The 20,052-nt window shown below is 35.9% G+C and carries 22 protein-coding genes; 19 read left to right on the top strand and 3 right to left on the bottom strand.

Annotated features, from left to right (window positions below; genetic code table 11):
* Window positions 1-16 precede the first annotated feature (16 nt).
* The 16 genes from KKC17_03880 (at window position 17) to KKC17_03805 (ending at window position 13,280) form a co-directional block, all read left to right on the top strand.
* Entirely contained in the window at window positions 17-349 is a 333-nt protein-coding gene (locus KKC17_03880) for an AbrB/MazE/SpoVT family DNA-binding domain-containing protein (GenBank protein MBU1039330.1), read from the top strand.
* A gap of 12 nt (window positions 350-361) precedes the next feature.
* Complete coding sequence (locus tag KKC17_03875) at window positions 362-1,930, top strand: efflux RND transporter periplasmic adaptor subunit (GenBank protein ID MBU1039329.1); 1,569 nt, start codon at window positions 362-364, stop codon at window positions 1,928-1,930.
* Window position 1,931: 1 nt separating this feature from the next.
* Window positions 1,932-2,657, top strand: coding sequence for an ABC transporter ATP-binding protein (locus KKC17_03870; protein ID MBU1039328.1), 726 nt, complete (start codon window positions 1,932-1,934; stop codon window positions 2,655-2,657).
* 15 nt (window positions 2,658-2,672) lie between these two features.
* Entirely contained in the window at window positions 2,673-3,917 is a 1,245-nt protein-coding gene (locus tag KKC17_03865; protein ID MBU1039327.1) for an ABC transporter permease, read from the top strand.
* Window positions 3,918-5,171, top strand: coding sequence for an ABC transporter permease (locus KKC17_03860; GenBank protein ID MBU1039326.1), 1,254 nt, complete (start codon window positions 3,918-3,920; stop codon window positions 5,169-5,171).
* Window positions 5,172-5,287: 116 nt separating this feature from the next.
* Window positions 5,288-5,977 (top strand): hypothetical protein, encoded by a 690-nt coding sequence (locus KKC17_03855; GenBank protein MBU1039325.1) that lies wholly within the window; start codon window positions 5,288-5,290, stop codon window positions 5,975-5,977.
* Window positions 5,955-6,506 (top strand): nucleotide exchange factor GrpE, encoded by a 552-nt coding sequence (locus tag KKC17_03850; protein ID MBU1039324.1) that lies wholly within the window; start codon window positions 5,955-5,957, stop codon window positions 6,504-6,506. Before KKC17_03855 ends, KKC17_03850 begins: the two co-directional genes overlap by 23 nt.
* Before the next feature lie 314 nt (window positions 6,507-6,820).
* Entirely contained in the window at window positions 6,821-7,237 is a 417-nt protein-coding gene (locus KKC17_03845; GenBank protein ID MBU1039323.1) for an Hsp20/alpha crystallin family protein, read from the top strand.
* A 115-nt stretch (window positions 7,238-7,352) separates the two neighbouring features.
* Window positions 7,353-9,281: a molecular chaperone DnaK gene (gene dnaK / locus KKC17_03840; protein ID MBU1039322.1), complete on the top strand. Its 1,929-nt coding sequence runs from the start codon at window positions 7,353-7,355 to the stop codon at window positions 9,279-9,281.
* 71 nt (window positions 9,282-9,352) lie between these two features.
* The gene (locus tag KKC17_03835; GenBank protein ID MBU1039321.1) at window positions 9,353-9,643 is read left to right on the top strand and encodes a DUF3467 domain-containing protein; all 291 of its coding nucleotides are present in this window, start codon (window positions 9,353-9,355) and stop codon (window positions 9,641-9,643) included.
* A gap of 217 nt (window positions 9,644-9,860) precedes the next feature.
* Window positions 9,861-10,169, top strand: a complete 309-nt coding sequence (locus KKC17_03830; protein ID MBU1039320.1) for a hypothetical protein — start codon at window positions 9,861-9,863, stop codon at window positions 10,167-10,169.
* A 10-nt stretch (window positions 10,170-10,179) separates the two neighbouring features.
* Window positions 10,180-10,605, top strand: a complete 426-nt coding sequence (locus KKC17_03825; GenBank protein ID MBU1039319.1) for a hypothetical protein — start codon at window positions 10,180-10,182, stop codon at window positions 10,603-10,605.
* A 348-nt stretch (window positions 10,606-10,953) separates the two neighbouring features.
* Window positions 10,954-12,078 carry a molecular chaperone DnaJ gene (dnaJ, locus tag KKC17_03820; protein ID MBU1039318.1) on the top strand — a complete coding sequence of 375 codons (1,125 nt, stop codon included), beginning with the start codon at window positions 10,954-10,956 and terminating at the stop codon, window positions 12,076-12,078.
* A gap of 92 nt (window positions 12,079-12,170) precedes the next feature.
* Complete coding sequence (locus tag KKC17_03815) at window positions 12,171-12,539, top strand: hypothetical protein (GenBank protein MBU1039317.1); 369 nt, start codon at window positions 12,171-12,173, stop codon at window positions 12,537-12,539.
* The gene (locus KKC17_03810; protein ID MBU1039316.1) at window positions 12,533-12,901 is read left to right on the top strand and encodes a hypothetical protein; all 369 of its coding nucleotides are present in this window, start codon (window positions 12,533-12,535) and stop codon (window positions 12,899-12,901) included. Before KKC17_03815 ends, KKC17_03810 begins: the two co-directional genes overlap by 7 nt.
* A 127-nt stretch (window positions 12,902-13,028) precedes the next feature.
* Window positions 13,029-13,280: a hypothetical protein gene (locus KKC17_03805; protein MBU1039315.1), complete on the top strand. Its 252-nt coding sequence runs from the start codon at window positions 13,029-13,031 to the stop codon at window positions 13,278-13,280.
* Between the two features lie 661 nt (window positions 13,281-13,941).
* Here KKC17_03805 and KKC17_03800 read toward each other — a convergent pair.
* Together KKC17_03800 and cysS are read right to left on the bottom strand one after the other, a co-directional pair.
* On the bottom strand, window positions 13,942-14,961 hold the full coding sequence (locus KKC17_03800; protein MBU1039314.1) for a tRNA-dihydrouridine synthase: 1,020 nt from the start codon (window positions 14,959-14,961) through the stop codon (window positions 13,942-13,944).
* A gap of 366 nt (window positions 14,962-15,327) precedes the next feature.
* Entirely contained in the window at window positions 15,328-16,704 is a 1,377-nt protein-coding gene (gene cysS / locus KKC17_03795) for a cysteine--tRNA ligase (GenBank protein ID MBU1039313.1), read from the bottom strand.
* An 88-nt stretch (window positions 16,705-16,792) separates the two neighbouring features.
* On the opposite strand from cysS, the gene KKC17_03790 reads away from it, so the two are divergent.
* Together KKC17_03790 and KKC17_03785 are read left to right on the top strand one after the other, a co-directional pair.
* Window positions 16,793-17,263 carry a hypothetical protein gene (locus KKC17_03790; protein MBU1039312.1) on the top strand — a complete coding sequence of 157 codons (471 nt, stop codon included), beginning with the start codon at window positions 16,793-16,795 and terminating at the stop codon, window positions 17,261-17,263.
* Between the two features lies 1 nt (window position 17,264).
* Window positions 17,265-17,690 (top strand): hypothetical protein, encoded by a 426-nt coding sequence (locus KKC17_03785; GenBank protein MBU1039311.1) that lies wholly within the window; start codon window positions 17,265-17,267, stop codon window positions 17,688-17,690.
* A gap of 124 nt (window positions 17,691-17,814) precedes the next feature.
* Here the strand turns inward: KKC17_03785 and KKC17_03780 are convergent, their stop codons facing one another.
* Window positions 17,815-19,515, bottom strand: a complete 1,701-nt coding sequence (locus tag KKC17_03780; GenBank protein ID MBU1039310.1) for a cation:proton antiporter — start codon at window positions 19,513-19,515, stop codon at window positions 17,815-17,817.
* Between the two features lie 75 nt (window positions 19,516-19,590).
* Here KKC17_03780 and KKC17_03775 point away from each other — a divergent pair, with 75 nt between their 5' ends.
* Window positions 19,591-20,049, top strand: a complete 459-nt coding sequence (locus KKC17_03775) for a hypothetical protein (GenBank protein ID MBU1039309.1) — start codon at window positions 19,591-19,593, stop codon at window positions 20,047-20,049.
* The last annotated feature ends 3 nt before the right edge of the window (window positions 20,050-20,052 follow it).

Genomic DNA, 20,052 nt, shown 5'->3' with positions numbered 1-20,052 from the left:
CAGTTTTTATAAACTTATGAAAACATTTACAAAATCAAAGAATTTATCTATTAAAAATACTAATAAGAAAATAAAAAATTTAACTAAGTCCAAGGCGGTTGGTGATTTAAAAAGTTTGTTGCCTGGTAATTTTGAATTTTTTAATACTGTAACAGTCGGTCAAAGAGGCCAAATTGTTATACCAGCTGATATTAGGAAGGCTATGGATATAAAAGTTGGTCAAAAATTGATGATTTTTGTAAAAATGCGTAAAGTAGCGGCTATTTTTAAAATGGACGACCTGGAGGATATGCTGGTAGAATTTACCCGGCATTTATCCTCTTTTACTAATAAAAAAAATAAATTTTAATTTAAATATACTATGTGGAAAATATTAAAGCTCAAAAAAGTTTGGATTCCTGTTTTGTTGGTGTTAATAATAGTTGGTTTGGTGTTTTATAGTCGTAATCAACAAGCCAAGCCCAAATATACTACGGAAACAGTTAAGCAACAAGATTTAAAACAGACTGTTTCGGTGACCGGTACAGTTAAAGCCGCCGAACAAGTGAATTTGAATTTTAAAGCACCTGGACGATTAACTTCTTTAATGGTTAAGGTGGGCGATAAGGTTAAAGCCAATACCGTAATAGCTCGTTTGGACAGTAAGGATGCAGCAGCTTCGGTATTAACAGCTCAAGCTAATTTAAAATCAGCCGAGGCTAATTTAGCCAAATTAAAGGCTGGTGCTCAAGATGAGGATGTGGCGGTTAGTCAGGCTGGGGTGTCAGCGGCCGAAACCACTTTAAATAATGCTAAGCAATCTTTAATAAATATTAAAGCCAGTCAAGATCGGGCAGTGGCTAATGCTTTAGCTCAGTTGGTTGGTTTAACACCACAAGCTATACCAGCTAGAACCAATATCTCCACAGGTAGCTTTACTTTAAGTGGTACTTATCAGGGAACTAATTTTGGTACTTACACTATTAGGTTTGATAATCGTTCTAATTTGGCCTATTCGGTGTATGGTTTGGAAAATGATTATCAAGAAGGTAGTTATACTACTTCAACACCAATTGGTGTATTAGGTTTGCGTTTGCAGTTTTCATCTACTGGTGTTTTGGCAACTGGTGATACTTGGACCATAGATATACCAAATACTTCAGCTGCTTCTTATACTACTTATAAGGCGGCTTATGAAGCGGCTTTGGTTAATAAACTGCAGCAAATAGATACGGCTGAGGCAGTGATTAAAACCGCTGAACAAGTTTTAGTTCAAGCTAAAGCTAATTTTAATTTTAAAACAGCGCCACCTAGGAGTTATGATATATTAAATGTTGAAGCACAGGTGGCAGCTGCTCGGGCTACTTTGGTTCAAGCGCAAAATAATTTAAGTGATCGTTATCTTACGACGCCGGTTAATGGCACCATTACTAGAGTCAATTATGAAATAGGGGAAACAACTTCTTTGTCTTCGGCTGTGGCGGTTTTATTAACCGATAGCCAAACAGAAATTAAAGTTCAGGTTCCTGAATCAGATATTGCTAAATTAAAAATCGGTCAACCAGTTGATATTACTTTAGACGCTTTTGGTAGCAGTGAGCATTTTAGTAGCCATATTGCTTTTATTGATCCAGCGGCTACGGTCATACAAGACGTTGTTTATTATGAAGTTACAGTAACTTTTGATGATGCTCAAGATGATAGAATTAAACCTGGCATGACGGCAAATCTAGATATAATGTCGGCGGAGGTTAAAGATGTTTTGGTGGTGCCTTTGCGGGCTGTTAGGTATGATAGTGGTCAAGTTTATGTAGAAGTTTTACTTAATAATGAGTTGGTAAGAAAAAATGTAGTTATAGGTTTAAAGGGTGATGATGGTTTAGTGGAAATTAAAGAAGGTTTAAAGGATGGGGAGGCAATTATAACTTTTAAATCTAACGGTTCTAAATAACATGTCTGATTTAATTACAGTTAAAGACTTAAAAAAAATTTACGAAAATGAGGGTGTGGCCACACCGGTTTTGCATGGAGTCTCTTTTACTTTGCAGGCCGGGGAGTTTGTTTCTATTATGGGCCCTTCTGGTTCAGGTAAATCAACCTTAATGCATATCTTAGGTTTTTTGGATCGCTTAACTAGTGGACAATATTGGTTTGAAGGTAAGGAAGTGGATACCTTAAGCGAAGATGAATTGGCTTTTATGCGTTCTACTAAAGTAGGTTTTGTTTTTCAGCAATTTAATCTTTTATCTAAAACTTCGGTTTTGCAAAATGTCAGGTTACCCCTGCTTTATGTGACTATGCCAGAATCCAAAAAAGATGAACTAGTCAAACAAGCCATTGAGGCGGTTGGTTTAACGCATCGTTTGGATTATTTATCCAATCAATTATCAGGTGGCGAAAAGCAGCGGGTGGCTATTGCTCGAGCTTTGGTTAACGACCCTTCAGTTATTTTTGCCGATGAGCCAACAGGTAATTTAGATTCTAAATCAGGTCTTCAGATAATGAAAATTCTGGATGATCTGAATCAGCGAGGTAAAACTATTATTCTAGTTACTCATGAAAAAAATACAGCTGATTATGCTCGTAGGATTTTACGGATTAAAGATGGTTTAATTGAGTCAGACGAGGTTGTGCCAGAACAAGTTAGACAATCAGCTATCAACGGTCAGCTTAAATAGCTTTAATTATTGCTAATGGAAGCACGTAATACTTTAAAACTTACTTTAGCTAATTTATTGGGCAATCCGTTGCGCTCTTTTTTAACCATGCTTGGACTTATTATTGGTATAGGTTCAGTAGTGCTTATTATATCGGTTGGCGCTGGTGCTCAGGTTTTAATTTTATCTCAAGTTAACCGAGTGGGTAGCGATTTAATAGCGGTGTTACCCGGGGCTTCCGATGCCAGCGGTCCGCCAGCTTCGGTTTTTGGCATTCAGGTTAAAACTTTAATTAATGACGATATTAAAGCTTTGGAAAACAATGCTCAATCTTTACATTTACAAGCCATCTCCGGTTATGCCAGCGGTTTGGGTAAAATGACTTATGAGAATAGAGTGATTGAGGGCGGAACTTACATGGGTGTTTCACCATCTTTTCCTCAAGTAGAAAATATTACTTTAGTGGCTGGTCGTTTTTTTACACCGGAAGAAGATGGTGGTTTGGCCCGGGTGGCTATTTTAGGTAGTGGCATAGTGGAGGAGTTATTCCAAGGTGATGATCCCATAGGTAAAACTATTAAGATTAAAAAAGAGTCCTTTAAAGTTATTGGTTATTTAGAAAAAAGAGGTTCAGCTGGTTTTAGTAACCAAGATGATCAAGTAATTATACCTTTGCAAACAGCTCAAAAAATAATGTTGGGTTGGCGTCATTTGTCTTTAATCAGGGCTAAGTTAGGTGATCCTGTTTATTTAGATTCGGCAATGGCTGGCGTAAAACAAGTTTTAAACGCTCAGCATAAAATAGATACAGCTGATGAGGAAGATTTTTCCGTTCGATCTATGGCTCAGGCAGTGGACATGCTTAAAAGTATTACCGATGCTTTTCGTTATTTTTTGGCAGCCATTGCTGCCATTTCGTTATTAGTTGGTGGTATTGGTATTATGAATATAATGTTGGTGGCCATTACCGAACGAATCAAGGAGATTGGTTTAAGGAAGGCGGTTGGCGCTACCAATTCTAGTATTCAAAATCAATTTTTGTTGGAAACTATAATTATTACTTTAATCGGTTCAACTTTGGGTATTTTGGGCGGAGCTATCTTATCTGGTTTGATCACAGTAGTGGTTAAAGCTCTTAATTATGATTGGGCGTTTATTGTGTCACCACTATCTGTCATAGTTGCTTTGTTGGTGGGTTTATCAATTGGTTTGGCTTTTGGTTATTATCCTGCCAGGCGAGCTGCTAAGTTAGATCCCATAACAGCTTTACGTTACGAATAAATGAAATTTAAAGAGTACATATCATTAGCTATATTTTCTTTTAGCCGTCAGTTAACGCGTACGATGTTGACTGGTTTGGGTATAGTTATTAGCATTGCGGCGGTTATTGTGGTTATTTCGGCGGCTCAAGGTGTTAAGGGTTTTATTATTGGTCAGTTTGAAACTTATGGTACCAATATTTTGAATGTGGAAGTTAAAGTTCCGGAAACAGCTAAAAATTCTTCCGAAGGGGCTAATGCCCAAGCTTTTGGCACTGTTATTAAAACTTTAACCCTGGATGACATGAAAGCTTTACGTAAGTTGCCTAATATAAAAAATAATTATGCCGGTCAAATGGGTCAGGCTGTGGCTAATTCTGGTTCAGCCAAAAAAACTATAACTTTATTTGGTGTGTCACCGACATTTTTAGAAATTGACACCAGTAAAGTTGCTCAGGGACGATTTTTTAGTCCAGAAGAAGATGATTCATTGGCTAAAGTAGCGGTTTTAGGTTTTAATGTGGCTAGTGAATTATTTGGTGATAGTAATCCTATTGGTCAAGATATAAAAATAAAGCAGAAAAATTTTGAAGTTATCGGAGTGTTTGAATCTAAAGGAGCTGTGATGTTTGTTAATTATGATGATTTTGTATATTTACCAATACGTACTTTGCAAAAACAAATTTTGGGTATAGATCATGTGTCTTATATTTTGAATCAATATCAAGATGAAAATAAATTACCCCAAACAGTGGCCGCAGTAGAAGATTTGTTACGTGACCGTCATAATATAGACGACTCTAATCCCGATAAAGATGATTTTCAAGTTCAATCCAATGATGATTTTGTAAATATTTTAGATACGGTGATAGGTGGTTTTACTATACTACTGATTATTTTGGCCGCCATTTCATTGATTGTCGGTGGGGTGGGCATTATGAATATTATGTATGTGTCGGTTTTGGAAAGAACCTTTGAAATAGGTTTAAGAAAGGCGATTGGCGCTCGCCCCAAACAAATATTGTTACAGTTTTTAACTGAAGCTGTTTTAATAACTACTTTGGGTGGTTTAAGCGGTATTTTAGCTGGTGTGGCTGTGTCTTATTTAATATCTTTAGTTGCTGCTTGGCAGGGTTTTGCTTGGGATTTTGTAGTGCCTTTGTATTCAGTAGTATTGGCCACTTCTTTTTCGGTTGTTTGTGGTTTAGTATTTGGTCTTTATCCAGCTAGGCAAGCTGCTGCCTTGGACCCTATCGAAGCTTTACGTCGAGAATAAAAAGGCTAATTTTAGCTAAAAATATTATTTGGAATCCTGTCTCTTGACAGGTTTTTTAGTTATACCTACAATGAATTAGCACTCTAAGCTGGAGAGTGCTAATAGAGGATAATTTTATGAATGAACGGCAACACACTTTATTAGCGGAAATTATAAGAAGTTACATAAAAAATGCTGAATTGGTAAGTTCTAAAGCTTTGCAAGGGAACTTAGGTATTTCTTCAGCGACTATTCGTAATGAAATGGTGGATTTAACCGATCAAGGTTATTTAGCACAACCTCATACCTCAGCTGGTCGCCAGCCCACTATTAAGGCTTACCGTTATTATTTAGATAAGATAATGTTTCCGGTGGAGCCTAATCAAGATGACAAAAAAAAGTTAGAACAAATTTTTTATGGAAGAACCTCTTTAGAGCCAGAAACTGTTTTACGACAATTGGCTAAGGAATTAGCCAGCCTAACAAATCAGGCGGCGGTTATTGGTTTTAGTGGCCACGATGTTTATTACACTGGATTGTCTAATTTGTTTTATCAGCCAGAGTTTAGCCATTTGGATATGATTCGTTCTATTAGTTCGGCAATAGATCAGTTGGATGAATCTATGGCTCAGCTTTATAAAACTATGACTAGTGATGTGCAAATAAAAATTGGCCGTGATAATCCGTTTGGTGCTGATTGTGCCGTTGTTTGTTTGGCTTATCCTGGTAAGCATCATCCGCAATTAGTCGGTTTATTAGGACCCTTAAGAATGGATTATGATTATAACGTAGGAACTTTGCAATATGTTAAAAAACTTTTCCAATAATTCTTTAAAAAACCAAGAAATGTCTGAAGATATTAAAAATAAAAGCAATTCGCCAACCTCTAGTCCGGATGATTCTGAGTTAGAAGACTTGGTGGAATTAAAAAAACAAGTTCAGGATTATTTATTTGGTTGGCGACGGGCTCAAGCTGATTATGCTAATTTAAAAAAAGAAACAGAGCACCAACAAGTAGTTTTGGCTAAATTTGCCAACAGCCAGCTTATTTTGGAGATTTTGCCAGTGTTAGATTATTTTAAGCAGGCTCTTAAGACAGTTCCTAAGGAGCAATCAACTGAATCTTGGTTACAAGGAATTGTTCATATTCAGAGTAAGCTGTGGCAGGTTTTAGCCGGTCATGGTTTGGTAGAAATAGAATCAGTAGGTAAAAAATTTGATCCTTACTATCACGAAGCTGTTCAAGAAGTGGCCGAAACGACCAAAGAATCAGGTTTGGTGGTGGAGGAAGTTAAGGCTGGTTATTTACTGCACGACAAGGTTTTGCAGCCAGCCCAAGTAAAAGTTGCTAAATAAAAATTAACATTAAAATGTAATATATGGACTATATTTGTCCGGAATGTGCCTACACCGATGATGCCAGAGGGCGTTGCCCATCTTGCAATGTTCCTCTTATTCACATTGATGATGTGGGTGAGAGTGAATCGGATAGTGAGGCCGATAACAATGATTCTTTTTAAAGAGTTGGAGAGGCGATAATAGATCGCCTCTCCGGCCAGGCTAATTTTACATTAGTTAGTCTGGCCGGGGAATAAAGACTCCATTTATTTCTGTTAGCTGATAGTTTTGTTAAAAAGCTAATTAAATTTTTAAAGAAGGGAGGTGTTAATATGTCTATCATACGTTACAGTCCAATAATGCCTAGCTGGTTTGATGCGGATAAATTTTTTGACGATTTTGGCGCACCATCTTTAAGCGGCTTTGTACCAGCCTTAGATGTTTACCAAACCAAGGATAATGTTGTGGTGGAAACCCAATTACCTGGTTTAGATCCTAAGGATGTTAACATCGCCATTGAGAACGATGTTTTGACTATTGAAGGTAAGTTTGAAAAAAAGACAGAAGTGGATGAGCGGGATTATTATCGTAAGGAAATTCGTTCGGGTGGTTTTCATCGTTCGGTGGCTTTGCCTACAGCTGTTAATGGCGATAAAGCTAAAGCAGTTTACGAAAAAGGTATGCTTAAAATAGAAATTCCCAAAGAAGAAAGAGCTAAACCAAAAACAGTTAAAGTAGAGATTAAATAATTAAGTTTATTCCCGATTCGTATTTTTAATTAAAAATACGAAACTCGGGCGAGGTTTTAAGATAATTTAAAATTTCGCTTGAGCCTATATTAATAATTATTAGCAAATAAAATTTATGCCTAAGATATTAGGAATAGACCTTGGAACAACCAACTCTTGTATGGCTGTTATCGAGGGCGGCCAGCCTAAAGTGTTGGAAAATAAGGAAGGAGCCAGAACAACTCCTTCGGTGGTAGCCATTAATAAATCAGGTGAACGTTTGGTTGGTTTATTAGCTAAACGTCAAGCAGTTACCAATCCACAAAATACTCTTTATTCGTTAAAGCGTTTAATCGGGCGTCGTTGGGAAGACCCAGAAGTTCAGCGTGATCTTAAAGTTTTGCCTTTTAAAATGGTAAAATCCGGAGAAGGTGTTAAGGTAGAAATGAACGGCAAGCAATATAGTCCCCAAGAAATTTCGGCTATGGTTTTGCAAAAATTAAAGGCCGATGCGGAAGCGAAATTAGGTGAAACTATAACTGAAGCGGTAATTACTGTGCCAGCTTATTTTGACGATTCTCAGCGCCAGGCTACTAAAGATGCTGGTGAAATTGCCGGTCTTAAGGTAAAACGTATTATTAACGAACCAACAGCTGCTGCTTTGGCTTATGGTTTTGATAAGAAAAAAGATGAAAAAATAGTTGTTTATGATTTAGGCGGCGGTACTTTTGATGTATCTATTTTGGAAGTTTCTTCCGATACAGTGGAAGTTAAGGCCACTAATGGCGATACCCACTTAGGCGGGGATGATTTTGATCAGGAAATAATTAATTGGATAATCGAAGAGTTTAAAAAAGAAAACGGTGTAGATTTATCTAAAGATTCTTTGGCTTTACAGCGTGTTAAAGAGTCGGCCGAAAAAGCTAAAATTGAATTATCTACTGCCACGGAAACAGAAATTAATCAGCCCTTCATAACTTCGGGCGCCGAGGGTCCTAAGCATATGGTTATGAAGATGACGCGGGCTAAATTGGAAGAATTGGTTGGTGATTTAATAACTAAAACTTTAGAGCCGACTAAAAAGGCTTTGGCTGATGCGGGTTTAAAACCTGGCGATATTAACGAAATAGTTTTGGTGGGCGGTATGACTCGTATGCCTTTGGTAATTCAAACTGTGGAAAAATTCTTTGGCAAAAAACCTAATGTCTCAGTTAATCCAGACGAAGTGGTAGCCATTGGGGCGGCTGTACAAGGTGGAGTATTGCAGGGGGAGGTTCGGGATGTTTTATTGTTGGATGTTACACCGCTATCTTTGGGTATAGAAACTTTGGGTGGGGTAATGACTAAGTTAATAGATAGAAATACCACTATACCAACTTCCAAGAGCCAAACTTTTTCTACAGCTGCCGACGGTCAAACCAGTGTGGAAATTCACGTGTTGCAAGGTGAACGAGAATTTGCCAAAGATAATAAAGCTTTAGGCCGATTTATTTTAGATGGTATTCCACCGGCACCGAGGGGTATGCCTCAAGTGGAAGTGAGTTTTGATTTGGATGCCAATGGTATTTTATCTGTCAAAGCTAAAGATAAGGCCACTAATAAAGAACAGCATATCACTATTACAGCTTCTTCTGGATTGTCTAAGGAAGATGTGGAAAAAATGAAAAAAGAAGCGGAAGTTCATGCGGAAGATGATAAAAAACGTCGTGAATTGATAGATATGAAAAATGTGGCCGAATCCACTGTTTACCAAACAGAAAAAATGTTAAAAGAACAGGCGGATAAAGTGCCGGCCGAAGTTAAAACTGAAGTGGAAGCTAAATTGGAAGAAGTTAAAAAAGTTAAAGATGGTGAAGATGCCGCAGCTATTAAAACCGCTTTAGATGCTTTGCAGCAGGCTGCTATTAAGATAGGTGAGGCTATGTATAAGGCCCAACAAGCCGCTGGCGCAGCCGAAGCTAAGCCTGGTGATGATGGAGAACAGCCAGCAGGTGACTCTTCAACAACCGAAGGCAAAAAAGACCAAGGTCCAGTAGAAGGTCAATACGAGGAAGTTAAAAAGTAAATATTATGCTTAAGAGTAAGAGTTCTTAGCGTTTACTCTTAGAGAAATTATCATTATTATTAATCAACATTATGTCAGAAGCACAACCCCAACAAATTCAAGTTAAAATAACCGACGAAGTATTAAAAGGCGTTTATGCCAATATGGCGCAAATTGCTCATACTAAAGAAGAATTCGTGATTGATTTTCTTAATCTTATGCCGCCTCAGGGTATTGTGGCAGCTCGAGTGTACCTGAATCCGGCTCATGCCAAACGTTTGGCTGCAGCTTTAACAGAAAATATAAAAAAGCATGAAGAGCAGTTTGGTAAAATAGAATCTACTGGACACAATGCTCCAGAAATTGGTTTTAAAACTGAGTAAAAAATTATTCATTCTCCCCCTTATCTTAAGGGGGAGTGAGAGGGGGTTATTACTTTGTCTTAATAATTTCCTCTTACTCCTCTTTTTTAAAAAGAGGTTTAGTTATAAGCTCTTTTACAATTTGACAATTGAACTGCGTCTTAGTAGAGTAATAAACTAAGATAAAAAAAGTTAATTAACAAATCAATACATAAAACTAAATTAAGAGGCACTTGTTATGGCTAAAAATGATAAGTTTGTAGTTATTTCTAACCTCGGTCAAGCAATTGAAATAGCTCAATTGCCGGATTCTTTTCACGCTTCATTCAAAAAATTTGACCCTAATACAGGTAATCAAGTTAAAAAGTTTAAAGGTGTTAAAAATGAATCTGGTCAGATAAGTTTGAGTTTAAATGGTTACTGTGGAGTAACAATAGTTACTGAGTTAATTATTGGAAATATAATTCCAATAAATCAATGCGGTAGTATGACACTTCAGGATATTATTATTAAAAAAAGCCAATTTTCTCAAAAAATGTTAAAATAGGGAGCTAAAAATGTCTAAAAATAATGGCTACGTGTCTGTTTCGGAGTTGGATATAACTGAATTGCCAAAAGGTAGAAAATTTTTTTTGTGTGTTAAAGCTTCAGAGAAGTCAATAGAATTTATAGTTCAAGTGGTAGAAAAAAACAGATTAAAAATTTGTTTTAATAAAGCTACATGGATTGTAAAATTCGAAAAAGTATTTTTAGAACAAATTATTGATATTCCTGATAATATTTTTTCTTTTTCTGGAAAGATGATGGTTGTTAATATATTAGTAAAAGAAAAGATAAGGCTTATTGTTAAAAATGTAAATGATGATGATAGTAATGAAGAAAATGATAAAGAGGAAAATTTAGCAAAAATTGCTTCATATAGTTATAGCAATAAACCGTTTAATATACACATATCACATCAAAATCCATTTGGAGGCAAGTAAAATGAGAGGCAATAGCAATAGTTTGTTTCATCTTAGGGGTCAGGCTAGTATGCCAAAATCAACATCGGTTTATTTAACGATTAATATTAAACATTTAAGAGGTTCATCTTCAATAATTAATCGAAGCTACCTCAGGATAAAAAGAAAAAATAGTACCGATCATCGCGGTACTCATTTAAAAAATTAATTTTTTTAGACGCAGTTGTAGTATTGACTGCGTCTTATTTAATGTCAGAGTAAATTTCAGAATGCAAATTAAGTTTATTGTGAATTTTACTTTGCCATTTTGATTATTTTGTGTTTAAGGCACAATTGGTTTTTTGGTAAGGATTTTATACTAATTAAATTATGTCCACAGATTATTATAATATATTAGGCGTAAAAAAAGACGCCTCAGCCGAAGAGATTAAAAAAGCTTATCGTAAGTTAGCGCACCAACACCATCCAGACAAAAACGGTGGCACAGATAATAAGTTTAAAGAAGTTAATGAAGCTTATCAGGTGTTAGGTAATGCCGAAAAGCGAAAGCAATACGATCAATTTGGCGCCAACTTTAATCAAGCTGGTTCGGGACCTGGCGGTTTTAACTGGCAGGATTTTCAACGTGGTTATAGTAATCAAGGTGGCGCTAATGCCAATTTTGATTTTGGAGATTTAGGCGATATCTTTGGTGATATCTTTGGCGGCGGCGGTCGTTCTAGCAGACGGGCCGGGCCTAGGCGCGGTAGTGATGTGGAATTTGTAACAGCTGTGGATTTTAAAGAAGCTGTTTTTGGCGCGTCTAAAACTTTGCGTTTTGAAAAAGCCATAGTATGTAACAATTGCCAAGGTTCTGGCGGGGAACCAGGAGCCAAAGTAACAACTTGCGTCACTTGTGGCGGCCGGGGCCAAGTAGAACAAATTCAACGCACTTTTTTGGGTGCTATGCGTAGCGTGGGTGTTTGTCCTAATTGTGCGGGTGAAGGCAAAAGCGTTAGCCAAAAATGTAAAAAATGTGATGGCCAAGGAGCGGTTATGGGAGTGCGAGAGTTAAAAGTAAAAATTCCAGCTGGTATTAATGATGGGCAAGGTATTAGATTAGCTGGCGAAGGCGAGCCGGGAATTAAAGGCGGTGTAGCTGGCGATTTATTACTTACTATTCAAGTACGACCGGACAAGGTATTTAACCGCCGCGGTTATGATTTACTAACCAGACAACAAATAAGTTTTACTCTAGCAGCTTTAGGTGGTAAAGCTACAGTAGTTACTTTAGATGGTGATATTAAGTTAAAAATTCCAGCTGGTACGCAAAGCGGGCAAGTATTTAAAGTGCCAAGTAAAGGCGTGCCACATGTTCGGGGTAAAAATAGGGGAGATTTACTGGTTACTGTGCAAATACAAACTCCGGATAAATTAAGCAAAAAAGCTAAAGAATCTTTAAAAAATTTACCCGAGCTTAATGGTGAGGATATTGACAATAGTGGTTGGTTTTGATATAGTTGCTTGTTAAATTAATAACAGATATACTAAACAAAAAATAAAAACAATCCACGGAGGCAAAAATGCAACTTAAAATATCAGGCGAAATGTATCGTCAACTGTTGGTTAAACTGTTTGGCGCGGCTTATGCAGGCGCTTATCGATATTTAGCTTTCTCTACAGAAGATGAAAAGAGGATGTTAAGTTTTCTAGTAATTGATTGTGAAAATTTGTTAGACACAAGGGAAAAAGAATTATTTTTTGGTTGTTATGGAATCAATAAAAACGGTGAGCCAATTATAATTCCCGATGCTAATCAGGAGATATCTTTAAATGAAATTCATAACAAATTAATCAAATCTAATTTTGTTAAGTTGTTTAAAGAATATGCTTCTTCAAGTAAAATTACGTCTGGTCATTCACCCGAAAGCGTTACAGAAATAATTTTCAAAGTTGAGGAGGAAATATTATGTTAAAACCGGGAGAAGAAATAGTAATTTCGTCTTTGGTTGGAGCTAGTTATTATAGTTCTGTTTCTTATCTATTGAATAACCAGAAGGTGACGGAAGCAACTCAAAAATTATTAAAAAATATTGTTAGTGAAGTAGCTTCTCCGGAAGAATTAATTGTTTATGATAATTTTATAAATTTTTGTCAGTTATCTAGTAGTATAGCCTTTTCATTTTCTTTTGCTTGGGATAAAATTTCTAAATATTTAGAAAGAGACCAGGTCGAATTAATGGTAATTTATGAGTCTCTTATATCCAAATTGGAAAAAACTAGATTTAATAGTTTTTTCCACAGTAATATAAGCAGAGCAAAAAGAATGGTCGCTTAAAAATATTAAAAAGCCCTTGGAATATTATAATTTCCCCAAGGGCTTGATTTTTTTAAAGAAATGTACTAGAATAATCTATTAAAATAAAAATAACAATTAAAAATTATAAACAACAATCGGAGAGAAAATGAGTTCTTTTAAAAATGATTTAGTGGCTAGCCACGAAACCCAAATAGTTGAACTTAATTCGGAGCTTTCTACTTTGGCTATTAATAATCCTTTAGCTGAAGAGGTTTTAAATGAGGTTCAATTTGAGTTGTTTAATTATTATGAACCTATTTTAGTTTATTCTTACGTGGTTGATTTTATTTCTTCATTACTAGGTAGTAATGAAGAAAAAGAAGAAATTATTAATCTATTGAAGAAATATCTATTATAGGAGGCTAAAATGACGCTGGGTATAAGTTTTTCAACGGGTTTTATAAAATTAGTTTATTTTTCTTCTATAATTTTTTCTTTATTGTTCGTTATTAAAAATGTAGAAGCCAAAGAAATAGCGGAGGTTTGGTTTAATTCTTTGTGGATTTTTTGTTTTCTTCTTGTATTTAGAAAGACTAATAATAGATTACTTAAAGAAGAATTTAAATATAGCCAAGTTATAAAAAATCCAGTTAGTAGACTATTTAGTTTGTTATCAGTTATAGTGATAAGTCATATTATTATTTGGACAATAAATTCAGATGTCAATTTTGCCGCTCCAATAATGATTTGGCTAGGAATTACTTTATTTTCAATATTATTAATGTATTATTATGATTGGAAATTAAAGTTATATAATAAAAAATAAATTTTAAACCAAGCGTTTTTCTGTGAATAATTAAACAGAAGAACGCTTTTATTTTTGTAACAATAGTGAAATTCCGCGGTCGCGGAATTTCACTATTGTTGATTAAAATAGGTAGTAAACTTTTAGTTGTTATATTTTTAGTTAACAAAAAAATACCTGCGGGGAAAAGTGTCCACGTGGACACTTTTCCCCGCAAAAGAAAGAGAAGGGAGTAAAAATAGATTGTTTTAAAAATTAAAGACTCATATTAAAATTAACTAGCCTTTAAAATTTTTTTAACATCGTCTAAGGTTTTAATTTGTACTAATTGAGAGCGGATGTCTGAGGCGTTGGTAAAGCCTTTAACATACCAGCTTAAATGTTTTCTAAGTTCAATTAAGCCGTGCTCTCCTTTAGTTTGTAAGGCCAATTTAGCATGTTGGAGCATAATTTGTTTAATTTCTGGCCACAGAGGGGTATGGTAGGTATTAGTTGCCAGATAATCTTTAATTTGTTTGAACAGCCAAGGTTTACCCCAAGCGCCTCGGGCTATTCCTAAGCCGTCTACTTTAGTTTGTTTAAGTGTTTCTATGGCGATTTCTGGTGTTATTAGGCCGCCATTGGCAATTAATAAACCCGGCCAAATTTGCCGAACTTGCTCTAAAATTTCCAGTTTGGGTTGTCCGTCAAAAGGTTGTTCAAAAGACCGGGCATGGAGCATTATGGCGCTAACGGGTAGGTGTTTAATTTGGGAAACTAAATCTACGGCTGTTATGGAATTGTTTAAGCAGGCTGTAGAATCACTGTCGTTTCCTTGTCCGCCGGCGGTTATTTTATCTTTAGTGTCTTGCCCTTTTTTTATACTAGCTCTTATTTTTATAGAAACTGGTAAGTTAGAGCCTTCACAAGTTGCTTGAACAATTTCTTGGTAAAGCTTTAAATTGCGCATCAGGCTAACACCGCCGCCGTTTTTTACTACCTTATAGGCCGGACAGCCGAAATTTATATCTAAACCATCAAAGCCCATTTGTTCTAAAATAGCGGCGGCTTTATAAAATTTGTTAGGTTCTCGGCCAAAAATTTGGCAAACCACTGGTCGCTCCGAATCAGTAAACGATAAAAATTCCTTGGTTTTTTTATTTTCGTAAATTAAAGCATCGGCCGAGGCAAATTCGGTATATATAACATCAGCGCCGTATAATTTACACATTTGTCTAAAAGCCGTGTCGGTTACGCCGGCCATGGGCGCTAGAGCCAAAAAGGGTTTAGGCAGGTTTTGCCAAAAATTTACCATATGGCCTATATTCTAACTATAAAGTCGACTGGTTGACAAATGAATAATAAAAATATATTGTGTTATAACTTTCTCCAACAAAAAGAAGGAGGAAACAAAGGAGAGTGCTAAACTCTATTGGGGACGCACCTTACCCACTTGCCAACCAAAAATCTAACATAAAAGCACTCTCCTAAAATTTTTTAAAAACAAAAACAAAAAGGAAATAAAATGATTATATTTATAATATTGTCTTATATTACTTGGGTTATTATTTGTCTGGTGGGTCCTTTTGCCTTATTATCTTGGTCTCATAAAATGGACCAAAAAATCAAAAACAAATAAATATTAAAGAGCGGGTCTTAAAAAATAAGACAAAACCGCTCTTTATTTATTTAATTTAACTACGGGGCCAGCTTCGGTATCTTCTAAGTAAAAACCTTGGTTTTTTATAACTTCTCTTAGATCATCGGCCCTAGGCCAATTTTTTTGTTGGCGAGCGGTTTCTCTTTCAGCTATTAATTTGTCTATTTGTTTGGGAATGCTAATAGTTTCTATGTCTTTTAAGCCCAAACCTAGTATGGTATCAAACAAATTAATGGATTTTCTTTTGGCTTTATCCGGTAAATCGCTTTTAAGCATTTGCCAAACTATAGCCAGTGCTTGGGGCATGTTTAGATCATCATTTACAGCCTCTTGGAATTTTTTTTCAAACTCGGCACAGCCGACAGCCGGTTTACCTTTTAGCATAGCTACTTTAGCTTGTAGATTGTTTAAGGTTTTTTGAGCCGATTCTAAGGCGGTAAACGATAAATTAAGTTGACTGCGATAATGAGCCGAATAAGTAAAATAGCGATAAGCTAGGGGAGAAATATTCCGTTCAATTAAAGTAGTCAATGTTAATAGGTTGCCTTCAGATTTACCCATACGCTGTTCATTAATTACCAAAAATTCACCATGCAGCCACCAATTAGCCGGCGGTTTATTAGTCGCGGCTTGGGATTGGGCAATTTCATTAGTGTGGTGGACTGGTATGTGGTCTATGCCACCACAGTGGATATCAAAAGTTTTACCCAGATACTTCATACTCATAGCCGAGCATTCAATATGCCAACCCGGAAACCCAACTCCCCAAGGGCTGGGCCACTCCATTTGTCTTTGTTGTTTTTGGGATGAAAATTTCCACAAGGCAAAATCAGTCGGGTTCTTTTTTTCTTTATTAATAACTAGGCGGGTGCCTTGTTTTTGGCCAGATAAATTAAGACGAGCTAATTCGTGATAATGAGAAAATTTACTAGTATCATAATACAAGCCGTCTGATGTTTTATAAGTAAAACCTTTATCTTCTAATTGTTTTATCAACTGGATTTGTTCTTTTATGTGGTCGGTAGCCTGGCACCAAATAGTTGGTTCTAAAATATTTAGGTCTTTAAGATTTTGTTTAAAAAGATTAGTGTATTGTTCGGCTAATTGCCAGACAGTTTGGCCAGAGGTGCGCGAGCCTTTTTCCATTTTGTCTTCGCCATCGTCGGCATCGCTAGTTAGGTGGCCAACATCGGTTATGTTCATAACGTGTTTTACCTTGAAGTCGTTAAATAACAGAGTTCTTTTTAGAACATCTTCAAAAATATAAGTACGCAGATTACCAATATGAGCTGGTGCATAAACTGTCGGTCCGCAAGTATATAAACCCACCTTACCTTTAGTAAGTGGTTTAAATTCTGTTTTTTTTCGGGTTAAAGTATTGTAGAGATATAAAGACATAGTTTAATTCTACTTTTTTACGCTTAAGTTGACAAATCGGTCTAGATGTATTTAGATGTGTTTAATAAAAACAATTGGAGAGGTAAAAATGTTATTTAAAAAAATAATAGATAAAAGGTTGCTGGTGCCGGCGGTCTGTTTACTGTATGTTGTTTTGTCTCAAGTATTGGTGAGTTTTATTTTCAGTTACGAGTTATTGATTTTTTTATTGTTATTGATGCTGGATTTTTTTGTTTTTTTGTTAGTGCCACATATGTTGCTGTGGTATGCTGATAAAATAAAAAAATTAGACGCACCCGAGGTAAATGGTAGTTTAGGCGAAATGTTTAGCCAGTTTTTACTGACTACGCTTTTGGCCCGCTTGGTTTGCTTGATTCAGGTAGCTATTTACAGCTCGGGGGTAGGTGAATTAAAAGTTATAATTTTGTTATCCTTTTCAGTAATTTTGATAGGGACAAGATTATTTGTACTGTATTATTCAGAAAAAAATATTAAATTGGTTATTAGTAATTTAATCTTATTTATAATAGTAATTTTTTATCATCAATTTGGAGTCTAAAATGAAAAAAATTCATTTAATATTCGTTGTAATACTTGTTATTTTCTTGTATTACTTAGCTCGTTCAGTGGAAGTGGCTGCTCATACCAGTTTCTGTCTGATTGGTATAATTGCGGCCATAACCGGTGTTATGAAAGATGAAGAAAAAAAGTTAGCCAATGGTATTAATTATTTAGTGGCGGCTTTTATTTCTTTTACCATTGGTTTAATAACATCGATTCAACATAGCATTAATTTTGGGGTCGGATTGAATATTTTAGTGGCGGTTGTTTGCTTAATAGGCTTTTTATTAAGCCTAATGGTTTATAGTGATAATACTGACGAGCACAGGCTGGATCTAAAAAAACGTCACCCGAAATTATTCGGTTTAACTATGCTATTTGGCTTAATCTATTTCGGCGGCCTAGCTTTAAAATTATTTCAATAATAAAACCAAAACCGGACGATTCTGTAATGGAATTGTCCGGTATTTATTTTATTAAAATTTCGGAAGGACTAAAAGCTACAGCGGACAAGTCGTTATTCTCGCAACAACAAAAAATAGATTAATTCTAGTTTCTTTGTCTGGCAGAGTAATGTATTTCCAGTTCTTTTAAGTGTTTAGTTTTATCTACCAAAAAACGATTTTTATTTACCAGTTGATTTTGTAGCATTAAACTAAAGTGTTCACCGGATAAATGATGAGGAAAGATAACATAATCGGCGCCTGCTTCGTATAAAGTTTTGGTGTCGGGCCAGTTATTAGCTGTTAAATACACCGGGGCTGTAGCTTGCTGTTTTTTCATATCTTTAATAAGTAGCAGGTTGTCGTTGACATCGGGTACTGTAGAAATTATCATTTTAGCCTGGTCAATGCGGGCTTTTTCCAAAATATCCAAGTCGGCCATATCGCCATAAATAAAACTAACTTTTTCAGGAGCTGTTTTTTTTATAACTTCAGGATCAAAATCTATAACCAAAATTTCCTGGTTAAGTTTTTTAAGGGTGGCTACGATTTTTTCGCCTAAACGATGATAACCAAACACCACAGTATGGTTGGTTAAAGGCCCGGTTGATAAATCAACAGGTTCGTTAGTTTTGTTTTTTTCAAATATTCGCAAAATAGGTTTTAAGAAGCGGTACAGTTTTTCGTCATAGGTAATAAAATAAGAGGACAGAGTAATGGTTATTACTCCAATAATGGTTACTAAAGAAACTTGTTCAATGGATAAATGGCCCAATTTTTCACCCAGACTCATTAAGATTAAAGAGAATTCACTAATTTGGGCAACTGTTAAACCAACTAAAAAGGCGGTTCTTTTGCGATAACCCATTAAACCCATAATAACCATAACAATAATGGGGTTGCCTATGAGTACAAATAAAGACAAGGCGATTATAGGAAGCCATAACGAAGAGGCGGCGCTAAATACTAATTGACTGCCCAGACCAACAAAGAATATGGTAATAAAAAAATCGCGCAAGGGGCGTACCCGGCCGACCATTTCTAAATGGTAGGGTAAGGAGGCTAAAGATAGGCCAGCAATAAAAGCGCCTATTTCCACAGAAAAACCCAACCAAACGGATAAGATAGCCAGGGCAAAACACCAGGCAATGCCCGACAACAGTAACAACTCACCCGAACCCGCTAGCCACCGGAATAATTTTTCTACCAAAAAACGATAGGCTAACATAACAACAGCTAACAAAGCTAGGCCCTTACCAGCGATGAATATAAAATTTACCAAAGAAGGCCCTTGGCCGTTGTTAAAGCCAGACAAAATAATTAAAGCAATAATAGCCATAACATCTTGTACCAAAAGCATACCAATGGCTATACGGCCGTATAAAGAATCAACCGCTTTTTTTTCCGATAACAATTTAACGATTATTATGGTGCTGGAAAAAGTTAAAGCTACTGCTATGTAGGCTGAAGGAATAAGGCCGTTGCCGAATAAGGTGGCTAAAAAAAAGCCAATGGCCGCTGTGAATAAAACCTGGCCCACGCCTAAGAATAAAGATACTTTGCCAATTTCCCCCAGTTTTCTTAAATCCAATTCTAAACCGACCATAAAAAGCAATAGGGCAATGCCAAAGGTAGATAGAGTATGTATGAATTCAGGCTCTTTAATAAGCTCAAAACCAAAAGGACCCAGTATAATACCTACAGCCACATAAGCTAAAATAGCTGGTTGTTTAATAAAGTGGGCCAGTAAACCTAAAACTGAGGCACCAATAACAATAAAGCTAACGTCAGTGAACAAATTTTGCATATATTTTAAATACTTAAGATAGTATATCAGTTTTTATTGTTAGTTGGCTAGAAAAGTGGTATAGTTAGACCATCTATGCCTGAAATTATAAAGACAGAGCATAAAATTTTACGACCCGATACTCTACCCGAGCAGCCGGTTAAACCGGAAATGGATCCTTTGGTTAAAAAAGCCGAAAAACCAGACCAGGCTGAAATAGTGGGTGGCGTGGTTTTAAAACCAACTCCGGCAGATGGTTTAGGTTCGGTTAAGCCTACAGATTTAACATCTTTTGAAAAAAAAGTAGAAAATGTTTTGGAAGAAGATTTGGCCGATGTTTATTTAAGTTTAAGTCCGGATAAACAACAGGAATTTAAAAAAGCCGGAGAAATAGCTGCTAAAAAAATAAGCCGACTTATGCGGAAAGTTAAAATAAGTTTAAGTCAGATTATAAAAATAATTCGCCAGTGGTTGTCGGTTATACCGGGCGTTAATAAATATTTTTTAGAGCAAACTGCTAAAATTAAAGCAGATAAAATTTTAAAATTGCATTAGTTT

This window comes from Patescibacteria group bacterium, from assembly GCA_018817715.1.
Classification (GTDB): domain Bacteria; phylum Patescibacteriota; class Patescibacteriia; order Veblenbacterales; family UBA10138; genus JAHITT01.
The sequence above is the reverse complement of the archived record's forward strand: the minus strand, read 5'-3'. Positions and strand labels throughout refer to the sequence as shown.

Excerpts from the sequence above, each read along its gene's own strand:
- KKC17_03880 (MBU1039330.1), top strand. The coding sequence starts at position 17 with ATGAAAACATTTACAAAATCAAAGAATTTATCTATTAAAAATACTAAT.
- KKC17_03790 (MBU1039312.1), top strand. The coding sequence starts at position 16,793 with ATGTTATTTAAAAAAATAATAGATAAAAGGTTGCTGGTGCCGGCGGTC.
- cysS (MBU1039313.1), bottom strand. The coding sequence starts at position 16,704 with ATGTCTTTATATCTCTACAATACTTTAACCCGAAAAAAAACAGAATTT.
- KKC17_03865 (MBU1039327.1), top strand. The coding sequence starts at position 2,673 with ATGGAAGCACGTAATACTTTAAAACTTACTTTAGCTAATTTATTGGGC.
- KKC17_03815 (MBU1039317.1), top strand. The coding sequence starts at position 12,171 with ATGTATCGTCAACTGTTGGTTAAACTGTTTGGCGCGGCTTATGCAGGC.
- dnaJ (MBU1039318.1), top strand. The coding sequence starts at position 10,954 with ATGTCCACAGATTATTATAATATATTAGGCGTAAAAAAAGACGCCTCA.
- KKC17_03875 (MBU1039329.1), top strand. The coding sequence starts at position 362 with ATGTGGAAAATATTAAAGCTCAAAAAAGTTTGGATTCCTGTTTTGTTG.
- KKC17_03835 (MBU1039321.1), top strand. The coding sequence starts at position 9,353 with ATGTCAGAAGCACAACCCCAACAAATTCAAGTTAAAATAACCGACGAA.
- KKC17_03825 (MBU1039319.1), top strand. The coding sequence starts at position 10,180 with ATGTCTAAAAATAATGGCTACGTGTCTGTTTCGGAGTTGGATATAACT.
- KKC17_03775 (MBU1039309.1), top strand. The coding sequence starts at position 19,591 with ATGCCTGAAATTATAAAGACAGAGCATAAAATTTTACGACCCGATACT.
- KKC17_03830 (MBU1039320.1), top strand. The coding sequence starts at position 9,861 with ATGGCTAAAAATGATAAGTTTGTAGTTATTTCTAACCTCGGTCAAGCA.
- KKC17_03850 (MBU1039324.1), top strand. The coding sequence starts at position 5,955 with ATGTTAAAAAACTTTTCCAATAATTCTTTAAAAAACCAAGAAATGTCT.
- KKC17_03780 (MBU1039310.1), bottom strand. The coding sequence starts at position 19,515 with ATGCAAAATTTGTTCACTGACGTTAGCTTTATTGTTATTGGTGCCTCA.
- KKC17_03805 (MBU1039315.1), top strand. The coding sequence starts at position 13,029 with ATGAGTTCTTTTAAAAATGATTTAGTGGCTAGCCACGAAACCCAAATA.
- dnaK (MBU1039322.1), top strand. The coding sequence starts at position 7,353 with ATGCCTAAGATATTAGGAATAGACCTTGGAACAACCAACTCTTGTATG.
- KKC17_03860 (MBU1039326.1), top strand. The coding sequence starts at position 3,918 with ATGAAATTTAAAGAGTACATATCATTAGCTATATTTTCTTTTAGCCGT.
- KKC17_03855 (MBU1039325.1), top strand. The coding sequence starts at position 5,288 with ATGAATGAACGGCAACACACTTTATTAGCGGAAATTATAAGAAGTTAC.
- KKC17_03785 (MBU1039311.1), top strand. The coding sequence starts at position 17,265 with ATGAAAAAAATTCATTTAATATTCGTTGTAATACTTGTTATTTTCTTG.
- KKC17_03810 (MBU1039316.1), top strand. The coding sequence starts at position 12,533 with ATGTTAAAACCGGGAGAAGAAATAGTAATTTCGTCTTTGGTTGGAGCT.
- KKC17_03845 (MBU1039323.1), top strand. The coding sequence starts at position 6,821 with ATGTCTATCATACGTTACAGTCCAATAATGCCTAGCTGGTTTGATGCG.
- KKC17_03870 (MBU1039328.1), top strand. The coding sequence starts at position 1,932 with ATGTCTGATTTAATTACAGTTAAAGACTTAAAAAAAATTTACGAAAAT.
- KKC17_03800 (MBU1039314.1), bottom strand. The coding sequence starts at position 14,961 with ATGGTAAATTTTTGGCAAAACCTGCCTAAACCCTTTTTGGCTCTAGCG.